Here is a 16,462-nt window from a genome sequence, read left to right on the forward strand (position 1 = left end):
CCTGCGCACAGATCGCCCTTCGCCCACCGGATCGCGCGCTGAGCGTAGTTTCGGCGTCACCCCAGCGGACGCCGAGCCCGGCCCAGCGCCAACTCCGCCACCGGCAACGGCGCCCACGCCGGCAGTGTCCACTCCCGTCGTGCGGCGTCCACGTCGAATCCCGCGGCGACAATCGCGCGCTCGGTATGGCGATGGGTGTGGCAGTTGCCGGCCAGCCGCGGCCAGAATGTCGCGTCGACGAACTGCTGAAACCGGCCGCGGACACCGGCACTGGCTACGTGCTCGAGATACCGCAACTGCCCACCCGGCCGTAGCAATGAGCGCAGATGTCGCAGCACCCCAACCGGGTCGTTCACCGAACAGAGCACCAGCGAGCAGACCACCGCGTCGAAGGACCCACCGGCGCTGAAGTGCTCCGCCGTATCGCCGATCACCAGCACGGGAATTGGCGCATCCACGGCCGCGGCGCGGGCTTTGGCCGTCAAGTGCGGCTCTGGCTCCACGGCCACGACCTGCGTCACGGTCTGCGGGTAGTAGGCGAAGTTCGTCCCGACACCGGCACCGACTTCCAGTACCCGGCCCGACAGGCCGGCCAGATTCTCCCGGCGCAGGTCTCGTACCGCCTCGGCTTCGTGGGCTGCGATGATGGGCCAGATGCGGGCGAACAACGGGTGCTGCACTGTGGCGCCTGTCATACCGGGGCCGTTTCCGACGTGCGATGTTGCCGGACCCAATCGATCAGCTGCCTCGGCGTCGCGTGCGGGCCGACCAGGCCGGCGACCATATGTCCGCACAGCACCGCGCTGAGTACCCGGTCGGCGAACGCTTCGACATCACCGAACGGTAGATGCGGTTTGGTGATCAACAGGGCGGCCACCCCGTGCGCGGCGGTCCACAGCTCCAGGGCAATCATGGTCGGATCGTCGGTCCGATAGACGCCCTCGTCCATCAGGGCCTGCACGGAGGCCCGCATGTGCTTGAACGCCGAGCTGTCCAGGGCGATATCGACGTCGCTGCCCAATCGCCACTCCCCCATGGTCGCAAGGCGGTACAACTGCGGGGTCTGCAACGCGAACCGCACGTAGGCGAGGCCCTGCACCCGAAGCACGTCCACGGTGGACGGTTGCCCGATGGCAACCCGATCCATTTCCGCATCCAGCCGGGCCAGGTAGCGTGCGCATACCGCGTCCAACAGCGCGTCTTTGTCCTCGAAGTGCAGGTAGATCGACGGCGGTGTGACGCCCACCCGCTGGGCCACCGACCGGATCGAGACCGCCCGCGCCTGGCCCGTCTCCAGCAGCAACTCGGTGGCCGCGTCCAGGATTTCGCGGCTTAGCCGGTCACCCGATCCGCGCGGGGCACGTGAGCGCCGCAGACCCGTCGACACGTCAACCCTTACCCGTCAACGCTGCGGGAATCGCCGGCCGGTCGCAGCGGCCCGTCGTCCCGGCCCCATGCTCGACCGCGGTGCCCTCGCTGATGCCAAACCGCTCGTGCAGCCACACCAACGGTTTGGGCGCCCACCAGTTCCAGCTGCCCATCACGTGCATGAAGGCCGGCACCAAGACCATACGCACCAGGGTGGCATCGGCCGCCACGGCAAGGGTCAGGCCCAGACCGAACATCCGCATGAAGGACACATGCGCGGCGATCAGCGCGGCGAACGACATCGACATCACCAACGCCGCCGCGGTGATCACCCGCCCGGTACGCGCCACCCCGAGCGCCACACTCTCGTCGTTGGCGGCATGCGCCTCGGTCGGGTTCGGGATTGCCGGACGGGCAGCCCCGGAAGCCAGCCAGTACTCGCGGATCCGGGCGACCAGGAACACCTCATAATCCATGGACAGCCCGAAGGCGATGCAGAACAACAGCACCGGCATGTTAGCCACCAGCGTCCCGCTCGGGGTTGTCCCCAGAGCCCCCAGATGGCCGTCCTGGAAGATCCAGACCAGCGCGCCGAACGCTGCACTCAGCGACAGCAGGTTACAGACCAGCGCCTTGACTGGCAACACGACGCTGCCGGTGAGTAGGAACAGCAGTACCAGCGTGATAACGGCCATCAGGCCGAGCACCAACGGGAGCCGATCGGTCACCGCATCGACGCTGTCCCGGTTGACCTGCGCTACGCCGGCCATCTCGACGGATCGTCCGGCCGGGCCGGCCACCTGGTGCAAGCGAGTGAGCTGGGTATCGGAGGCTTGGGAAAACAGCGGCGCGGCGCTGTGCACAGTCAGGAACGCGCTGCCGTCGGCAAACCCGGCGGCTCCGGCCGGCGGCCCCACCCTGTTCCCGCCGACGAACGTTCCGCCTGGGGCGGTCACCGACGACACGTCGGGTACCCGCGACAGGTCGGCGGCATAGCCGTCCAGATCGGCCGGATTCAGACCGCGGGCATCGGGGACGACGACCGGAACAGCCATCGCCAGGTCATGGGCGAAGTTCTTGCGCAGCTGATCACCCACCTGATGGGCAGAAGCCGTACGCGGGAGCACCCGGTCGTCCGGGAAGCCCCACTTCACCGACAAGAACGGAAGTCCCAGCAGCACCAGCAGCGCGACCACCGCCAGACCGATCGGCAACCACCGGCGCATGACGAACTTGGTGGACCGATACCAGAACAGTTGCTCCACCGGCTTGTGCACCGGCTCGGGCCGACCCAGTATGCGGCGTATCAGGCGGCGAACGTCCAATGCGTCGAGGCGGGGACCCAGCAGCACAATCGCGGCCGGAGTGATCACGATCGACGCGGTCGCCACGAAGGCGACAGTGGCCACACCGGCGTAGGCGAACGACTTCAGGAAGTACATCGGGAACGCCACTGTGGCCGCCATCGACAACGCCACCGTGGTCGCCGAGAACAGGACCGTGCGACCGGAAGTGGCCATCGTCCGGATCAGCGCCTCGTCCGGGTCACTGCCCTCGGCCAGCTCGTCGCGATAGCGGCTGATGATCAACAGTGTGTAGTCGATCGCCAGCGCCAAACCCAACGCGGTGCTCAGATTGAGCGCGAAGATCGAGACCTCGGTGGTGAACGTCACCAGTCTCAGCACCGACATCGAGCCGACCACGGCCAGAGCGCCCAGCGCCATCGGCAGCGCCGCTGCCAACAGGCCACCGAAGACCCACACCAGCACCACGAAGCTGAGCGGAATCGCGATCGCCTCCATTACCAGCAGGTCCGCTTGATTCTGCTTGTTGATCTGGGCGTACTCCATGGCCGACCCGCCCGCGCGGACGGTGACACCGTCACGGTCGTGGACAATTTCGTCGGCCAGCGTCTGGGCGTTCTTCTGCGCGTTGTTCTCGCCACCCTTGATGTTGACCACGATCAACCCCGATTTGCCGTCGGTGCTGACCAGGTCGCCGGCGGCCTGCGGCGGCCCCGTCCACGGTGAGGTCACGTTGTAGACCAACGGCGACCGCTGCAGCTGGCCGACGACGTCGGTACCGACCCTGCGGGCGGCCTCGCTGCCGACCCCGGCCGGAGCGGTCACCAAGATCAGCATCTGCTGCCCGCTTTGGCCGAACTTGTTGGTCAGCACGGTGATGGCGTGTGCCGATTCAGAGTCGGGGTCTTGGAACCCCCCCGGCGACAGGCTGTTGGCGACCGGTATGCCGAAGACCGCTGCGGCCAAGAACACCAGCAACGCAACCCCGATGATCCGGCGCGGCGCCGCTATGGCGAGTCGTGCGATCCCCTGCAACATGATGCGTCCCCTCCAGGCACCGGCCGTCCCCGAGCGGCCCACCGTATCCGCGGTAACTTATCAGCGATAACTTACAGGCGTCAAACAACGCCTGCCCTACTCACGAACCGGGATACCGGTGCGGTTCACCGAGAGGCGAAAGCGCCGCCTGAACGGCATTCATTCCCCGCGCCGGGACACCCTACCCACGGGTAGGAATTGCCACCATTTTCCGAATCGTGACTCAGCGATTCCTTAAGGGTGACTCCTACGCTCAGTGACATGTGGATCGACGACTCGAGTGCCGACGTCATCAAAGCCGACTTCGAGGCTCTCTACCACGGCGACATGCTGGTGGAAGGCGAGACCTCGGAGCAGCTCGAAGACTGGCACCCGCTGCCTACGGCAAGCTGAGGCACACCATGGGAATGCTTGCACGGCTACTCATTGCCGAACCTGCCATCAGCAGATGGTTTCGTCGATAACTGAATGCTTTGCCCCTACGTGAGCCCCCCGCAATTGCGGGGGGTTTTCCGTTTCCAAGCGCAAGTTAGCGCGGCGCCATCCGGATGGCGCCGTCCAGACGGATGACTTCGCCGTTGAGCATCGGGTTTTCGATGATGTGCACGGCCAGCGCCCCGTACTCATCGGGGTTGCCCAGACGCGACGGATGCGGCACCTGCTTGCCCAGCGACTCCCGCGCCGGTTCCGGTAGGCCGGCCAGCAGTGGGGTATCGAAGAGTCCGGGCGCGATCGTCATCACCCGGATCAGATGGCTGGCCAGGTCGCGGGCGATCGGCAGGGTCATGCCGACCACGCCGCCCTTGGACGCCGAGTAGGCCGCCTGTCCGATCTGGCCGTCGAACGCCGCCACCGACGCGGTGTTGACGATGACGCCGCGCTCTTCCCCGATCGGTTCCGTCTTGGCCATCCGCTCCGCGCCCAACCGCAGCACGTTGAAGGTGCCGACCAGGTTGATGTCCACGATCTTGCGGAACGCGGCCAGTGGGAAAACACCGTCGCGGCCCAGCACGCGAACCGCGTTGCCGGTGCCGGCGCAGTTGACGACGATGCGCAGCGGACCCAGCGATTCCGCCAGATCGAGCGCAGCGCTCACGGCGGCCTCGTCGGTGACGTCGGCCTGCGCGAAACGCGCGCGATCGCCGAGCTCCGCCACCACATCATCGCCTTTGAGGTCCAGCACCACCACCTGCGCCCCCGCATCCAGCAGTCGTTTGGTGGTGGCCAGTCCCAGTCCCGATGCGCCCCCGGTAACGACGGCTACGGCGTCCCTGATTTCCATGCGAGTCCCTTCTTGTTCAGCATCGTCGAGCACCCAACCTACCGGTTGGTCGGGACTATGCCCAGTCGTCGAGAATCGCTTCGACGCCGGTCACCGGCGCCACGGGCGGCCGCGGTTGATCCGACACGGTGCGCGAGAACCGCGGCGCCGGTCGGGGCTGCGGGCCGCCGTTCACGTTGTAGAAGGTGTTCCGCTCGGCGATATGCGGCTCGATCTGCACCTCACCGAACGCCAGCACCGGCGTCACGCAGGCATCGGAGTCGGCAAACACCTTGGCCCAATGGTCACGGTCGTGCCGGGCGAACGCGTCGGTCAACACCGCCCGCAGTTCAGGCCATCGGGTCACGTCGTTCTGCGGGGGTAGGTCGGCCGCGTCCAGACCCAGCCCCGCCAGCATGGCGGCATAGAACTGCGGCTCGATGGCGCCCACGGCGACATAGCGGCCGTCGGCGCACTCGTAGGTGTCGTAGTAGGGCGCGCCGCCGTCGAGCATGTTGGTGCCCCGTACGTCGGTCCACATGCCGGTGGCCCGCATCGCCCACATCATCTGCACCAGCACGCTGGAGCCGTCGACCATCGCCGCGTCGATGACCTGCCCCTTGCCGGAGCTCTGGCGCTCCCAGAGCGCGGCCAGGATGCCGACGAGCAGGAACATCGAGCCGCCGCCGAAGTCGCCGACAAGGTTCAGCGGCGGCACCGGCCGTTCGTCGACCCGGCCGATGGCGTGCAGGATGCCGTTCAGGGAGATGTAGTTGATGTCGTGACCGGCCCGTTGGCTGCGCGGCCCGGTCTGACCCCAGCCGGTCATCCGGGCGTAGACGAGTCGGTCGTTGACTTCGGCGCAGTCTTCGGGCCCCAGGCCCAACCGCTCGGTGACGCCGGGGCGGTAGCCCTCGATCAGCACGTCGGCCTTGGCGACGAGTTTGAGGACGAGTTCGCGTCCCCGGTCGGACTTGAGGTCGGCGGTGACGATGCGCCGGCTGCGCAGCATGGCGTCGTTGGCTGCGCCGCCGCCGGCAGCAGCTGACGGGCGGTCGATGCGCACCACGTCGGCACCGAGATCCCCCAGGATCATCGCGGCATGCGGACCCGGCCCGATCCCCGCCAGCTCTACAACACGTAACCCGTTCAGCGGTCCTGCCATGGATCTACCGACCTCTCGTCTGCGGTGACGTCGTTCGCATCTTTGCAGCCGGCCGCGACAGCCGTGCAGTTGCGGTCACCTAAGGTGAGGCCCATGCCGCCGCAGGACGGGATCGACACGCTGGCACCGGTCGCCGGACTTGACGTCAAGCTGACCGACGGTGTGCTGTCGGTGACCATCGACCGCCCGGCGACGCTGAATTCCCTGACGGCGGCGATGCTGGCGGGCATCGCCGATGCGATGGAGCGCGCGGCCACCGATGCGCGGGTACGGGTGGTGCGCTTGGGCGGCAGCGGCCGCGGCTTCAGTTCGGGGGCCGGGATGAGCGCCGAGGATGTGGTCCGCGGCAAGTCCCGCACCGAAACCATCGCGGAGATCAACCGGGCGATCCGGGCCATCACGGCGCTGCCGCATCCGGTTGTCGCCGTGGTACAGGGCCCGGCCGCCGGGGTGGGGGTTTCGCTTGCCCTGGCGTGTGACCTCGTATTGGCATCCGACGAAGCATTTTTCATGCTGGCGTTCACCAAAATCGGGTTGATGCCCGACGGCGGGGCATCGGCGTTGGTGGCCGCTGCAGTCGGCCGCATCCGGGCGATGCGGATGGCGCTGTTGCCGGAGCGATTGCCGGCCGCCGAGGCGCTGTCGTGGGGCCTGGTCAGCGCGGTCTATCGGGCTGAGCACTTCGAAAGGGAAGTGGGACAGGTCATTTCGAGGTTGCTGGCGGGCCCGGCCGTCGCGTTCGCCAAGACCAAGGATGCGATCAACGCTGCCACTCTTATCGAGTTGGACCATGCTCTCGAACGGGAGTTCGCGGGCCAGTCGACGCTGTTGCGATCACCCGACTTCGCCGAGGGCGCAAGGGCATTCCAGCAGCGCCGCACGCCGACCTTCACGGACTCCTGATTGCCCCGACGGTTGGGCCGGGCGGGCGGCGTCTCGAGTCCGTCCCGAATGCGCAATCCTTACCGGCGTCGGGTCCGAATAAGGGTGGACAACGAAAACAACCTACGGAGAACCCATTGTCGGCTGGACAGATCAACTGCCTGGTCACCGGAGCGACCGGCTATATCGGAGCCCGACTGGTGCCGCGTCTGCTGGACGAGGGCCATCGGGTTCGCGCGTTGGCCCGCGACCCGAACAAGCTGGCGGACGTGCCGTGGCGGGACCGGGCCGAGGTGGCCCGGGGCGACCTCGGTGACGTCGCTTCGCTCATCGCAGCTTTCGGCGGCGCCCACGTGGTGTATTACCTGGTCCATTCGATGGGCACCGCCAAGAACTTCGCCGTCGAGGAGACCCGGGCAGTACGCAACGTCGTGGAAGCGGCGCGACGCGCCGGAGTACGGCGCATGGTGTATCTCGGCGGTCTACACCCCGAAGGCCGCAACCTCTCGCCCCACCTCGAGTCGCGCAAAGCGGTGGGCGAGGCTCTGATCGCATCCGGTATCGAGACCGTCGTTCTGCAAGCCGGCGTGGTGGTCGGATCGGGATCGGCGTCGTTCGAAATGATCAGGCACCTCACCGACCGGCTGCCGGTGATGACCACGCCGAAATGGGTGCACAACCGCATCCAGCCGATCGCCGTTCATGATGCGCTGCACTACCTGGCCGCCGCGGCAACGGCGGCGGTGCCGTCATCTCGGACATGGGACATCGGCGGCCCAGATGTCTTGGAGTACGGCGACATGATGCGGATATACGCCGAGGTAGCCGGACTGCACCGGCGCTACCTGTTGGTGCTGCCTTTTCTCACACCGCGCATCGCCAGCCTGTGGGTCGGCACCGTGACGCCGATCCCGTCCGGCCTGGCGCGGCCATTGATCGAGTCGCTGGAATGCGATGCGGTGATGCGCAACTCGGATATCGACACCATCATCGCGCCGCCGCCGGGCGGTCTGACCGGTTACCGCCAAGCAGCTGAGTTGGCGCTCACGCGCGCGGCCCGCGGACTGCCGGACGCGACCTGGGACTCGCTGCACCCCGAGCCCGCTGACCTGCTGCCCAGCGACCCGAAGTGGGCCGGGGAAATCGTCTACACCGACGTCCGCACCGCGGTGACCACCGCCGAACCCGAGGACATCTGGGCATCCGCTCAAAACGCCGCCAACAGTGGCCGGTGGTACTCATTCGCCTTGGCGCCGCAGCGCCGGCGTTCGCCGCAGCGGTGGACGGTGGCAGAACGCAACTCGACCACACTGCGGCTGGCCACAGCCACCCGGTTGCCCGGGCCGGCGTGGCTGGAGATCACGGTCACGCCCCGGCGAACCGACGGCAGCAGATACACGCAGCGCGCGATTGTCTTTCCCCGCGGCATCCCGGGGCGGCTGTACTGGTCGATGCTGCGGCCGCTCTACACCACCGCGCTGCGCGCGCTGGCACATGACATCCTTGCGTCGGCCGGGTAGGTGATCTAGACGCCGAACAACGGCGGCAACGCGAGCACCATGATCAGGCCCCATACGACATGGGTCAGTATGGGTGCCAGCACACCGCCGGTGAAACGCCGCTCCCACGCACACACCGTTCCCAGGATGACCGCGGCGAATCCGAGCATCGGGTTGCCGGTGGCCATTATCGCCGCGACGTAGACAACCGTGGACAGCAGTGCCGGATAGAACCGGCCCAGGGCGGTGTAGAGCGCGCCGCGGAAGAACATCTCCTCGGCGACGCCGTTGATCAGGGTGATCAGCACCACCAGCACAGATCCGTGCTCGGCAAATCGCAGGACACGGACAGTCAGGTCGGACACGGCCGGGATTTCCCTGGTGACCAAACCGCCGAGGACAAACACGCCGCCAAGAACCAGCCCCACGGTGGTCCCGGTGATCACCGGCCGCTGGTTGCGCCCCCGCCAGCAGATGCCGCCGAGATGCAACGGTCCCGAGGCCAGCGCCCCGACGGCCCATACCACGGCCAGAGCAAGGGTCAGCCAGTGAAACGTCGACTCCCCGGGCCGGCGACTCATCGACAGCCCCAGCACCGCCGCACCGATCAGCAGCACCACGCAGACGACGATGCGCCGGCGCAGCACCACCTTGGGTGACTCGTGATGTGGCACTGCGACATTGGTCATCGCGCGGCGAAGGTCGTCGATCGCCCGGGGGCGGGGTGCGGTGGACTGGCTCATGCGGGCAGAACTTTCGGAGTCAGGGTGATGAGGATGTCCAGACTAGTTCGCAGCGCGCCGGCAAGCGGGCCGGGGACGACATTCAGCAGCCGTAGCGTGGGTCGTGCGACGGGTGGCGTCACCGCGCACGCGAGCCGCCGGATACGCAACGCATCACCACCAGCCCAGGAGGGGTCGGAATCCGCGAGGCAATGGGGATCGGCCAGCGCATTGACCGGAGCCGGCGGCGCATGCGGGGCGGCGGCCAGGGCCAGCGCGATGGCATCCTCGATGCCGAGCAAACCCCCCGGCGGATCGGGCACCCGGTCTCGCAGGCCGCTGGCAGAGGCCCGCATCGGGTGATCCAGTGATTCGACCAGGTCTGCGGCCAGGCCCGGCGGAATGGGCAGCGCGGCCGCCGTGATGCGCGACGCTATCGCGGTATCGAGCCTGTTGCCTACCGGAACCGCCGCGTGCCATCTGCGGGAAATGCGGGCGTACACCTCCAGTAGCTGCCGGTAGGACGTGGTGTCAGGGCCGCAAATGTCGTAGGCGCCCGCCGGTACCCGGTCGGTGTCGGCCGCCGCGACCAGGTAATGCAACACGTCGCGAACGGAGATCGGGTCGATCGGATTGTCCATCCAGTTCGGCATCGGCATGACCGGGAAGCGGTCTCCGACATAGCGCAACATCTCGAACGACGTCGAACCCGCGCCGATGATGACGGCGGCGCCCAGCCATACCAGCTCCGGGCCGTCCTCGACGGTCAAGGCCGCGGCCACTTCGGCCCTGCTGGTCAGGTGCTGAGACAGCACCTGGTTTTGCGGGGCGTCGGGCACGAAGCCGCCCAGGTAGACGATGCGCCGCACCCCGGCAGCACGGGCGGCGACGGCCACGTTGGCGGCCGCGGCGTTGTCGCTGTCGCGGAATCCCGGCTGACCGATCCCGTGGACTAGGTAGTAGACCACGTCGACGCGACCCGCGGCGGTCATCGCCGCGTGCGCCGACACGGGGTCAAAGGCGTCGAGCAGCACCGGTGTCACGGCGTCGAACCAGCCCACCCGCCGCAGCCGGGCCAGGCTCCGCCCGGCGGCCAGGACTTTGTGGCCGTCGGCGAGTAGCGCTGTCACGAGACGCGATCCGACGTAGCCGGTGGCGCCGGTGACCAGAATCCGCATGACATCCAAGCTAGCCGCGCAACGGCGTCGGCACCGGAATGGCCGTCAGCATGGTCGAACCGATCACCCTCGAGCGTGGTGCGCCCGCAGTGATCAACGATCGCGATGTGCGCGGATCGGTTCCCAGAACACGACCGGCGCGTCGCCGTCACAGCGCTGGATATCGCGGGCTGACGGGCCGACAGCGGTTTCGACATGGCATCGCGTGTCGTGGAAGATCCCAGTTGCGGCCAGCGCAGCGCCTGACTTGCACGACTACATCGCGCCTAAGCCGCGACGGCCGCGGAAGCTGCCGCGTTTCGCGTCGATCACCTCGATGGTGAAGCCGTGGCGGGTCAGCCGTTGCTGGAATAGCTCTGCGCTCACCTGACTGCGCAGCCTCGTACCGGTCTCGCGGGAAAACACCCTGGCCTGCGGAAGGATGATGGCCGGTGTCGCGTCGCCGGCAGGGGTGAACCGGATCGTCGTTCCGTCGGCGGTGACGGCCGCATAGTCGTATTCGAGCAGCTGGCCCCACCCGCGCGGGCCGCGGACTGAAATCGAGGCATCGGGTTCCACCCGAAACTCGCTTCCCCGTTTGACGAGCGGAACGAGATTCCACCAGAGGAGCAGAAGACCCGGCACGACCAGGACAAACAGGGCGTAGGCATGGGTATGTTCCAGGTGGGCGTCATAGGACCAGCCGCTGAGCGCTTCGGATGTCCAGCCCGCAACGAAGGTCCCCATGTCGGCCAGCACGTTGTGGACGGTCGCGCGACCGGTGGACAGGTCGTAGCCGATTGCGCCGATGGCGCCAATGCCGCCAACCGTGAGGGCCACAGCGATCAACACCAGCGCCCAGTTCGTCCGGGAAACAAAAGTCCCGTGCACGTCGGCCGCCACGTCCATCGCGACCAGGGGCCCGCCCAGCGGCTTGGCCAGGCACCAGACGCTGATGCCGATCGCCGTAGCTAACGCCACCAACTCCAGCGGACCGAAGAATTCGCGGTCGGAGTGGGCGATCGCCAGGCCCAGGAAGGTTAGCCAGGCCACCCATCGCAGCGCACGTTGCCAACCGGCGACGCGCCTCGCCGGGGTCGATCCATCCTCCCCCGTGTCGGGCATGTCGTCGTCGATCTCGTCCGGTTGGTACCCGTCACATGGCTCCTGGTCGGCCATCCGGGGATCGTAGCGTCAGCGCGGATTGGCGGCAGGCTATCGCTGCCCGGCGGCTGGTCCTGCTGCACCGGGAAGGCAACTGGCGGCGCGGCAGGGGCAGTAATGCGGGGCGGCGGCGCTCCTGGTGGCGCCGGCGCACCGGATGGGCTAGCCGGTCTTGACCCCTTGGGCATCGCTGCAGGTCGGCCCTCTTATTTTGCGAACTCTGAACCGATCCGGCGGTGGCGCCGTGACTCCCCACATGAATACATTCACAGGGGGTAGGCCGGCGTGCCTCGGTGCGCAGGCGCCGGCGGCCGATCGGACATCGACGACAATGAGCCCGTCGGTAGCAGGCGTGGCGGTGACATTCCCACAACACCGCTACAGCCAGGACGAAACCATCGGTGCGCTGACGACGTTTGCCGGCCCGGAGTTTCGCCGGTTCGCCAACAGCAGCGGGGTCACCGCACGCCATACCGCGCTGCCGTTGTCTCGCTACGGCCATCTGAGCGGCTTCACCGAAGCAAACGACGCCTGGGTCGACGTCGCCCTCGACCTGGGTGAGCAGGCATTGCTGGCGGCGCTCGATGACGCAAGGGTCAAGCCCGCGGATGTCGATGTCATCTTTTCGACGACGGTGACCGGGCTGGCCGTGCCGACCCTGGAAGCGCGGTTGGCCGCCCGGGTCGGGCTGCGCCAGGACGTCAAACGCATTCCGCTGTTCGGGTTGGGCTGCGTGGCCGGCGCCGCCGGGGTAGCGCGGGTGCATGATTATCTGCGGGGCTTCCCCAACCAGGTCGCCGCGCTGCTGGCGGTGGAACTATGCTCGCTGACCGTTCAGCGTGACGACCACTCGGTGGCCAATCTCGTCGCGTCCAGCCTGTTCGGTGACGGCGCCGCCGCAGTCGTCGCCACCGGAGCCGAGCTGGCTTCCGGATTGCGGGCCGGGCCCAGGCTACTGGCCAGCCGCAGCCGCACCTATCCCGACACCGAGGACGTACTGGGCTGGGAGATCGGCAGTGACGGGTTCCGGATCGTGTTGTCGGTCGAGGTGGCGACCGTCGTGGAGAAATTCGTGGCGGACGATATCCGCAATTTCCTGGGTGACCATGGGCTGACCACCGCCGACGTGTCGACGTGGGTGCTGCACGCGGCCGGACCCAGGGTCATCGACGCCGTCGAGAATGCGCTCGAACTACCCGGTCACGCCCTGGATCGCACCCGAGACTCATTGCGCGACAATGGCAACCTGTCGTCGGTGTCGGTGCTGGACGTGCTTAGGGCCACCATGGCCGATCCGCCGCCGTCGGGATCGTTTGGGATCATGATCGCCATGGGCCCGGGTTTCTCTTCCGAATTCGTACTGCTGGGCTGGTAGGCGATGTACTACCTGCTGATCCTGGCCGTCGGCGTGGAACGGCTGGCGGAGCTGATCGTCGCCAGGCGCAATGCGCGCTGGTCTTTCGCCCAGGGCGGCAAGGAGTTCGGTCGTCCGCACTACGTGGCGATGGTCATTCTGCACACCGCGCTGCTGCTCGGCTGCGTGATCGAACCCTGGGCACTGCACCGGCCGTTCATTCCCTGGCTGGGCTGGCCGATGGTGGGCGTGCTGCTGCTGAGCCAGGGGCTGCGCTGGTGGTGCGTCAAGTCGCTGGGACGGCGCTGGAACACCCGGGTCATCGTGTTGCCGCACGAGCCGTTGGTGCGACGCGGGCCCTACCGGCTGATGCACCACCCCAACTATGTTGCAGTGGTGGCCGAAGGGTTCGCGCTGCCGATGGTGCACACCGCATGGGTGACCGCGCTCGGCTTCACGGTGGCCAACGCCATGTTGTTGACGGTGCGCCTGCGGGTGGAGAACTCCGTGTTGGGTTATTCATGACTTACGACACCGACCTGCTGATCGTCGGCGGCGGCCCGGGAGGTCTCGCCACGGCATTACACGCACGCAGGCATGGACTTTCGGTCATCGTCGCCGATCCCCGGGAGAGCCCGATCGACAAGGCCTGCGGCGAGGGACTGATGCCCGGCGGTCTGGCCGAGCTCGCAGCACTCGACGTCGACCCGGCCGGCATGCCGTTTTACGGCATCGCCTACGTCAGCGAACACCGCCGTGCCGAGGCGCGGTTCCGCAGCGGCCCGGGCCGGGGCGTGCGGCGCACCACCCTGCACGCGGCGCTGGCGGCCCGGGCCAAAGAGCAAGACACCGAATGGATTCGGACGCGAGTGACCAGCGTCGCGCAGGACGCCGATGGCGTGACGGCCGCCGGCGTGCGCGCGAGGTGGTTGGTGGCGGCCGATGGGCTGCATTCGACCGTCCGGCGCGCCGTCGGCATCACGGCGACGGCGGGAACCCCGCGGCGCTACGGGGTGCGCTGGCATTACCGGGTACCGGTGTGGTCGGAGTTCGTCGAGGTGCACTGGTCGCGGTGGGGTGAGGCGTACGTGACGCCGGTGGAACCGGACCTGGTGGGCGTGGCGATCCTGTCCCGGCAGCGGCCCGAGCTGTCCTGGTTTCCCTGGCTTTCCCATCATTTGCGCGACGCCGAACCCGGGCGCGCGCGCGGCTGCGGTCCACTGCGGCAAGTGGTGTCCCGCCGCGTTGCCGGGCGGGTGCTGTTGGTGGGCGACGCGGCCGGCTACGAAGACGCCCTGACCGGTGAGGGCATCAGCCTTGCCGTCAAGCAGGCGGCCGCGGCCGTGCGGGCCATCGTCGACGACGCGCCGGCGTCATATGAGGCCGCCTGGCATCGCGTTACCCGCAATTACCGGTGGCTGACCCGGGGCTTGGTGCTGGCCAGTACGCCGCACGCGGCGCGGCGGGCCATCGTGCCGGCGGGTGCGCTGTTGCCTTCGGTTTTCGAGCGGGCGGTCAACACGCTGGCGCGTTAACGCGCCTTCCAGACCGGCTCGCGCTTCTCGGCGAACGCCACGGGCCCTTCCCGGGCGTCCTCGGACCGGATCAGCGTCCTCATCTCGCGCATGGTGCGCTCCCAGCCCACTTCCTCGTCGGCAATGACGCCGTCGTCCACCCCGTAGGCGATGCGCTTGCTGGCCTGCACCGACAACGGCGCGTTGCCGGTCACCCGGGCGGCCAGCTCCAGCGCAGCGTCCAGCACCGAGCCCTCCGTGACGACCCGGTTGATCAGACCCCAGTCATGAGCGTCGGATGCCGTGATCGGCTCGCCGGTCAGCAGCAGTTCCATCGCCACCTTGCGCGGCAGCTGGTTCACGATTCGAAAAACACCGCCGGCCGCGGCGATCAGCCCGCGCTTGACCTCCGGCAAGCCGAACGTGGCCCGCTCGTGGGCCACCACCAGGTCGCTGGCCAGCGCCAACTCGGTGCCGCCGCCCAGTGCGGTGCCGTTGACCGCGGCGATGGTGGGCTTGTCGATGAAGTGGTGCACGTAACCGGCGAAGCCCCACTCGCCGTGGTCGGGGTGGTAGATGTTTTCCCGGCGGGCGATCGCCTTGAGGTCGGCGCCGGCGCAAAACGACTTGTCGCCGGCGCCGGTGATCACCACGGCCCGTACCTCGGGATCATGCTGGGCTTTGTCGAGCGCATTGCCCACCCCGACGCTCACGGCGCCGTTGATGGCATTGCGGGCTTCGGGCCGGTTGATCGTGATGACCATGACGTTGCCGCGGCGCTCGACCAGTACGGCCGGCGTAGCGCCGTCGGCTTCGGTCACAACAGCTCCAGGATGGTGGCGTTGGCCTGACCGCCGCCCTCGCACATCGTCTGCAGTCCGTAGCGAATTCCCTTGTCCCGCATGTGATATAGCAGGGTAGTCATCAGCCGTGCACCCGAGCCGCCCAGCGGGTGGCCGAGCGCGATCGCGCCGCCGTTGGGGTTGAGCTTCTTCTCATCGGCGCCGATGTCGCGCAGCCAGGCCAGGGGTACCGGGGCGAACGCCTCGTTGACCTCGTATGCCCCGATGTCGCCGATGGACAGCCCGGAGCGTTTCAGCACCTTCTGGGTGGCCGGAATGGGCGCGGTCAGCATGATCACCGGGTCTGCCCCGGCCAACGCCACCGAGTGCACCTTGGCGATCGGCTTGCGCCCCAGCGACTTTGCCTTCTCCGCGGACATGAACAGCAGCGCGGCCGAGCCGTCGGAGATCTGCGAGGAGTTGCCCGCGTGGATCACGCCGTCTTCCTTGAACGCCGGCTTCAGTGACGCCATCTTCTCCATCGGGGTACCGCGGCGGATGCCTTCGTCCTTGAGGACGGCACTGCCGTCCTGGTCCTTGATGCCGACGATCTGGTCGTCGAAGGCACCGGAATCCTGTGCGGCCGCGGCCTTTTCGTGCGAACCCAGAGAGAACTCGTCGAGCGCGAGGCGGTCCAGGCCCCACCGTTGCGCGATCATCTCGGCGCCGATGCCCTGGTTGGGGATCACGCCGTCGTAGCGGTCCAGGAAGGTCCTGGGATAGGGCCGTCCACCGTTGGCCAGGGACGAGCCCATCGGGGTTCGCGACATCGACTCCACCCCGCCGGCGACGACGACGTCGTAGTGACCGGCCACCACGCCGGCCGCCGCGAAGTGCACCGACTGCTGACTCGACCCGCACTGGCGGTCCACGGTCACCCCGGGAACCGTCTCGGGCCAGCCGGCCGCCAGCAGTGCGGTACGCGCGATGTCGAGGGCCTGCTCGCCGGCCTGCATGACGCAGCCCCAGATGACGTCATCGACCAGCTCGGGGTCGATGCCGGCCTTGTGGACCAGCCCATTGAGCACCTGGGCGGACAGGTCGGCCGGGTGCACCCCGGACAGCCCGCCGTTGCGCTTGCCGATGGGGGAACGTAGCGCCTCGACGATGACGGCTTCAGCCATGGGTATGTCTCCTTTGACAGAGTGATTCTGAGTACATTGTTAACCAATGTAATCGGCAGGTGGGGGCA

Annotated in this window: 16 protein-coding genes; 6 read left to right on the forward strand and 10 right to left on the reverse strand. The window is 67.7% G+C overall.

Features of this window, described 5'->3' with window-relative positions; translation table 11 throughout:
• Positions 1-56 precede the first annotated feature (56 nt).
• The 3 genes from EET10_RS21255 to EET10_RS21265 are packed head-to-tail and all read right to left on the reverse strand — an operon-like array spanning position 57 to position 3,710.
• Positions 57-695, reverse strand: a complete 639-nt coding sequence (locus EET10_RS21255) for a class I SAM-dependent methyltransferase (protein ID WP_036401572.1) — start codon at positions 693-695, stop codon at positions 57-59.
• Positions 692-1,387: a TetR/AcrR family transcriptional regulator gene (locus EET10_RS21260; RefSeq protein WP_036401574.1), complete on the reverse strand. Its 696-nt coding sequence runs from the start codon at positions 1,385-1,387 to the stop codon at positions 692-694. The genes EET10_RS21255 and EET10_RS21260 overlap by 4 nt, the downstream gene beginning before the upstream one ends.
• A gap of 1 nt (position 1,388) precedes the next feature.
• Positions 1,389-3,710, reverse strand: a complete 2,322-nt coding sequence (locus EET10_RS21265; protein ID WP_063466708.1) for an MMPL family transporter — start codon at positions 3,708-3,710, stop codon at positions 1,389-1,391.
• Positions 3,711-3,971: 261 nt separating this feature from the next.
• Between EET10_RS21265 and EET10_RS31760 the strand changes: the two genes are divergently transcribed.
• Positions 3,972-4,103, forward strand: coding sequence for a hypothetical protein (locus tag EET10_RS31760; RefSeq protein WP_023366671.1), 132 nt, complete (start codon positions 3,972-3,974; stop codon positions 4,101-4,103).
• Positions 4,104-4,239: 136 nt separating this feature from the next.
• Here EET10_RS31760 and EET10_RS21275 read toward each other — a convergent pair whose 3' ends face one another.
• Together EET10_RS21275 and EET10_RS21280 are read right to left on the reverse strand one after the other, a co-directional pair.
• The gene (locus tag EET10_RS21275) at positions 4,240-4,992 is read right to left on the reverse strand and encodes a 3-hydroxyacyl-CoA dehydrogenase (RefSeq protein WP_036401576.1); all 753 of its coding nucleotides are present in this window, start codon (positions 4,990-4,992) and stop codon (positions 4,240-4,242) included.
• 55 nt (positions 4,993-5,047) lie between these two features.
• The gene (locus EET10_RS21280; RefSeq protein WP_036401578.1) at positions 5,048-6,136 is read right to left on the reverse strand and encodes a CaiB/BaiF CoA transferase family protein; all 1,089 of its coding nucleotides are present in this window, start codon (positions 6,134-6,136) and stop codon (positions 5,048-5,050) included.
• A 93-nt stretch (positions 6,137-6,229) separates the two neighbouring features.
• Between EET10_RS21280 and EET10_RS21285 the strand changes: the two genes are divergently transcribed.
• Positions 6,230-7,039 (forward strand): enoyl-CoA hydratase, encoded by an 810-nt coding sequence (locus tag EET10_RS21285; RefSeq protein WP_036401581.1) that lies wholly within the window; start codon positions 6,230-6,232, stop codon positions 7,037-7,039.
• A 116-nt stretch (positions 7,040-7,155) separates the two neighbouring features.
• The gene (locus tag EET10_RS21290) at positions 7,156-8,538 is read left to right on the forward strand and encodes a DUF2867 domain-containing protein (protein WP_036401584.1); all 1,383 of its coding nucleotides are present in this window, start codon (positions 7,156-7,158) and stop codon (positions 8,536-8,538) included.
• Between the two features lie 5 nt (positions 8,539-8,543).
• Here EET10_RS21290 and EET10_RS21295 read toward each other — a convergent pair whose 3' ends face one another.
• The 3 genes from EET10_RS21295 to EET10_RS21305 all read right to left on the reverse strand — a co-directional run bounded on the left by EET10_RS21295 (position 8,544) and on the right by EET10_RS21305 (position 11,575).
• Entirely contained in the window at positions 8,544-9,260 is a 717-nt protein-coding gene (locus EET10_RS21295; RefSeq protein WP_099187608.1) for a CPBP family intramembrane glutamic endopeptidase, read from the reverse strand.
• Entirely contained in the window at positions 9,257-10,417 is a 1,161-nt protein-coding gene (locus tag EET10_RS21300) for an NAD(P)H-binding protein (RefSeq protein WP_122502476.1), read from the reverse strand. Before EET10_RS21300 ends, EET10_RS21295 begins: the two co-directional genes overlap by 4 nt.
• A 255-nt stretch (positions 10,418-10,672) precedes the next feature.
• A complete protein-coding gene (locus tag EET10_RS21305) occupies positions 10,673-11,575 on the reverse strand; it encodes a hypothetical protein (protein WP_036401586.1) in 903 nt (300 codons plus the stop codon).
• A gap of 316 nt (positions 11,576-11,891) precedes the next feature.
• On the opposite strand from EET10_RS21305, the gene EET10_RS21310 reads away from it, so the two are divergent.
• From EET10_RS21310 to EET10_RS21320, 3 genes are read left to right on the forward strand one after another with little or no spacing between them, the layout of a single operon-like run.
• Positions 11,892-12,935, forward strand: a complete 1,044-nt coding sequence (locus EET10_RS21310) for a type III polyketide synthase (protein WP_081260408.1) — start codon at positions 11,892-11,894, stop codon at positions 12,933-12,935.
• Between the two features lie 3 nt (positions 12,936-12,938).
• Positions 12,939-13,439: an isoprenylcysteine carboxyl methyltransferase family protein gene (locus tag EET10_RS21315; protein WP_036401588.1), complete on the forward strand. Its 501-nt coding sequence runs from the start codon at positions 12,939-12,941 to the stop codon at positions 13,437-13,439.
• Positions 13,436-14,449 (forward strand): NAD(P)/FAD-dependent oxidoreductase, encoded by a 1,014-nt coding sequence (locus EET10_RS21320; protein ID WP_036401590.1) that lies wholly within the window; start codon positions 13,436-13,438, stop codon positions 14,447-14,449. Before EET10_RS21315 ends, EET10_RS21320 begins: the two co-directional genes overlap by 4 nt.
• On the opposite strand, the gene EET10_RS21325 is transcribed toward EET10_RS21320, so the two are convergent.
• The gene (locus EET10_RS21325; protein WP_036401593.1) at positions 14,446-15,249 is read right to left on the reverse strand and encodes a crotonase/enoyl-CoA hydratase family protein; all 804 of its coding nucleotides are present in this window, start codon (positions 15,247-15,249) and stop codon (positions 14,446-14,448) included. The two genes, EET10_RS21320 and EET10_RS21325, sit on opposite strands and share 4 nt — an antisense overlap.
• Complete coding sequence (locus EET10_RS21330) at positions 15,246-16,394, reverse strand: thiolase family protein (protein WP_063466702.1); 1,149 nt, start codon at positions 16,392-16,394, stop codon at positions 15,246-15,248. Before EET10_RS21330 ends, EET10_RS21325 begins: the two co-directional genes overlap by 4 nt.
• Positions 16,395-16,462 lie beyond the last annotated feature (68 nt).

Source organism: Mycobacterium pseudokansasii (genome assembly GCF_900566075.1).
Classification (GTDB): domain Bacteria; phylum Actinomycetota; class Actinomycetes; order Mycobacteriales; family Mycobacteriaceae; genus Mycobacterium; species Mycobacterium pseudokansasii.

Bases quoted from the DNA above. Each gene is read 5' to 3' on its own strand.
- EET10_RS21255 (WP_036401572.1), bottom strand. From the start codon at position 695: ATGACAGGCGCCACAGTGCAGCACCCGTTGTTCGCCCGCATCTGGCCC.
- EET10_RS21265 (WP_063466708.1), bottom strand. From the start codon at position 3,710: ATGTTGCAGGGGATCGCACGACTCGCCATAGCGGCGCCGCGCCGGATC.
- EET10_RS31760 (WP_023366671.1), top strand. From the start codon at position 3,972: ATGTGGATCGACGACTCGAGTGCCGACGTCATCAAAGCCGACTTCGAG.
- EET10_RS21275 (WP_036401576.1), bottom strand. From the start codon at position 4,992: ATGGAAATCAGGGACGCCGTAGCCGTCGTTACCGGGGGCGCATCGGGA.
- EET10_RS21280 (WP_036401578.1), bottom strand. From the start codon at position 6,136: ATGGCAGGACCGCTGAACGGGTTACGTGTTGTAGAGCTGGCGGGGATC.
- EET10_RS21285 (WP_036401581.1), top strand. From the start codon at position 6,230: ATGCCGCCGCAGGACGGGATCGACACGCTGGCACCGGTCGCCGGACTT.
- EET10_RS21295 (WP_099187608.1), bottom strand. From the start codon at position 9,260: ATGAGCCAGTCCACCGCACCCCGCCCCCGGGCGATCGACGACCTTCGC.
- EET10_RS21300 (WP_122502476.1), bottom strand. From the start codon at position 10,417: ATGCGGATTCTGGTCACCGGCGCCACCGGCTACGTCGGATCGCGTCTC.
- EET10_RS21305 (WP_036401586.1), bottom strand. From the start codon at position 11,575: ATGGCCGACCAGGAGCCATGTGACGGGTACCAACCGGACGAGATCGAC.
- EET10_RS21310 (WP_081260408.1), top strand. From the start codon at position 11,892: ATGAGCCCGTCGGTAGCAGGCGTGGCGGTGACATTCCCACAACACCGC.
- EET10_RS21315 (WP_036401588.1), top strand. From the start codon at position 12,939: ATGTACTACCTGCTGATCCTGGCCGTCGGCGTGGAACGGCTGGCGGAG.
- EET10_RS21320 (WP_036401590.1), top strand. From the start codon at position 13,436: ATGACTTACGACACCGACCTGCTGATCGTCGGCGGCGGCCCGGGAGGT.
- EET10_RS21330 (WP_063466702.1), bottom strand. From the start codon at position 16,394: ATGGCTGAAGCCGTCATCGTCGAGGCGCTACGTTCCCCCATCGGCAAG.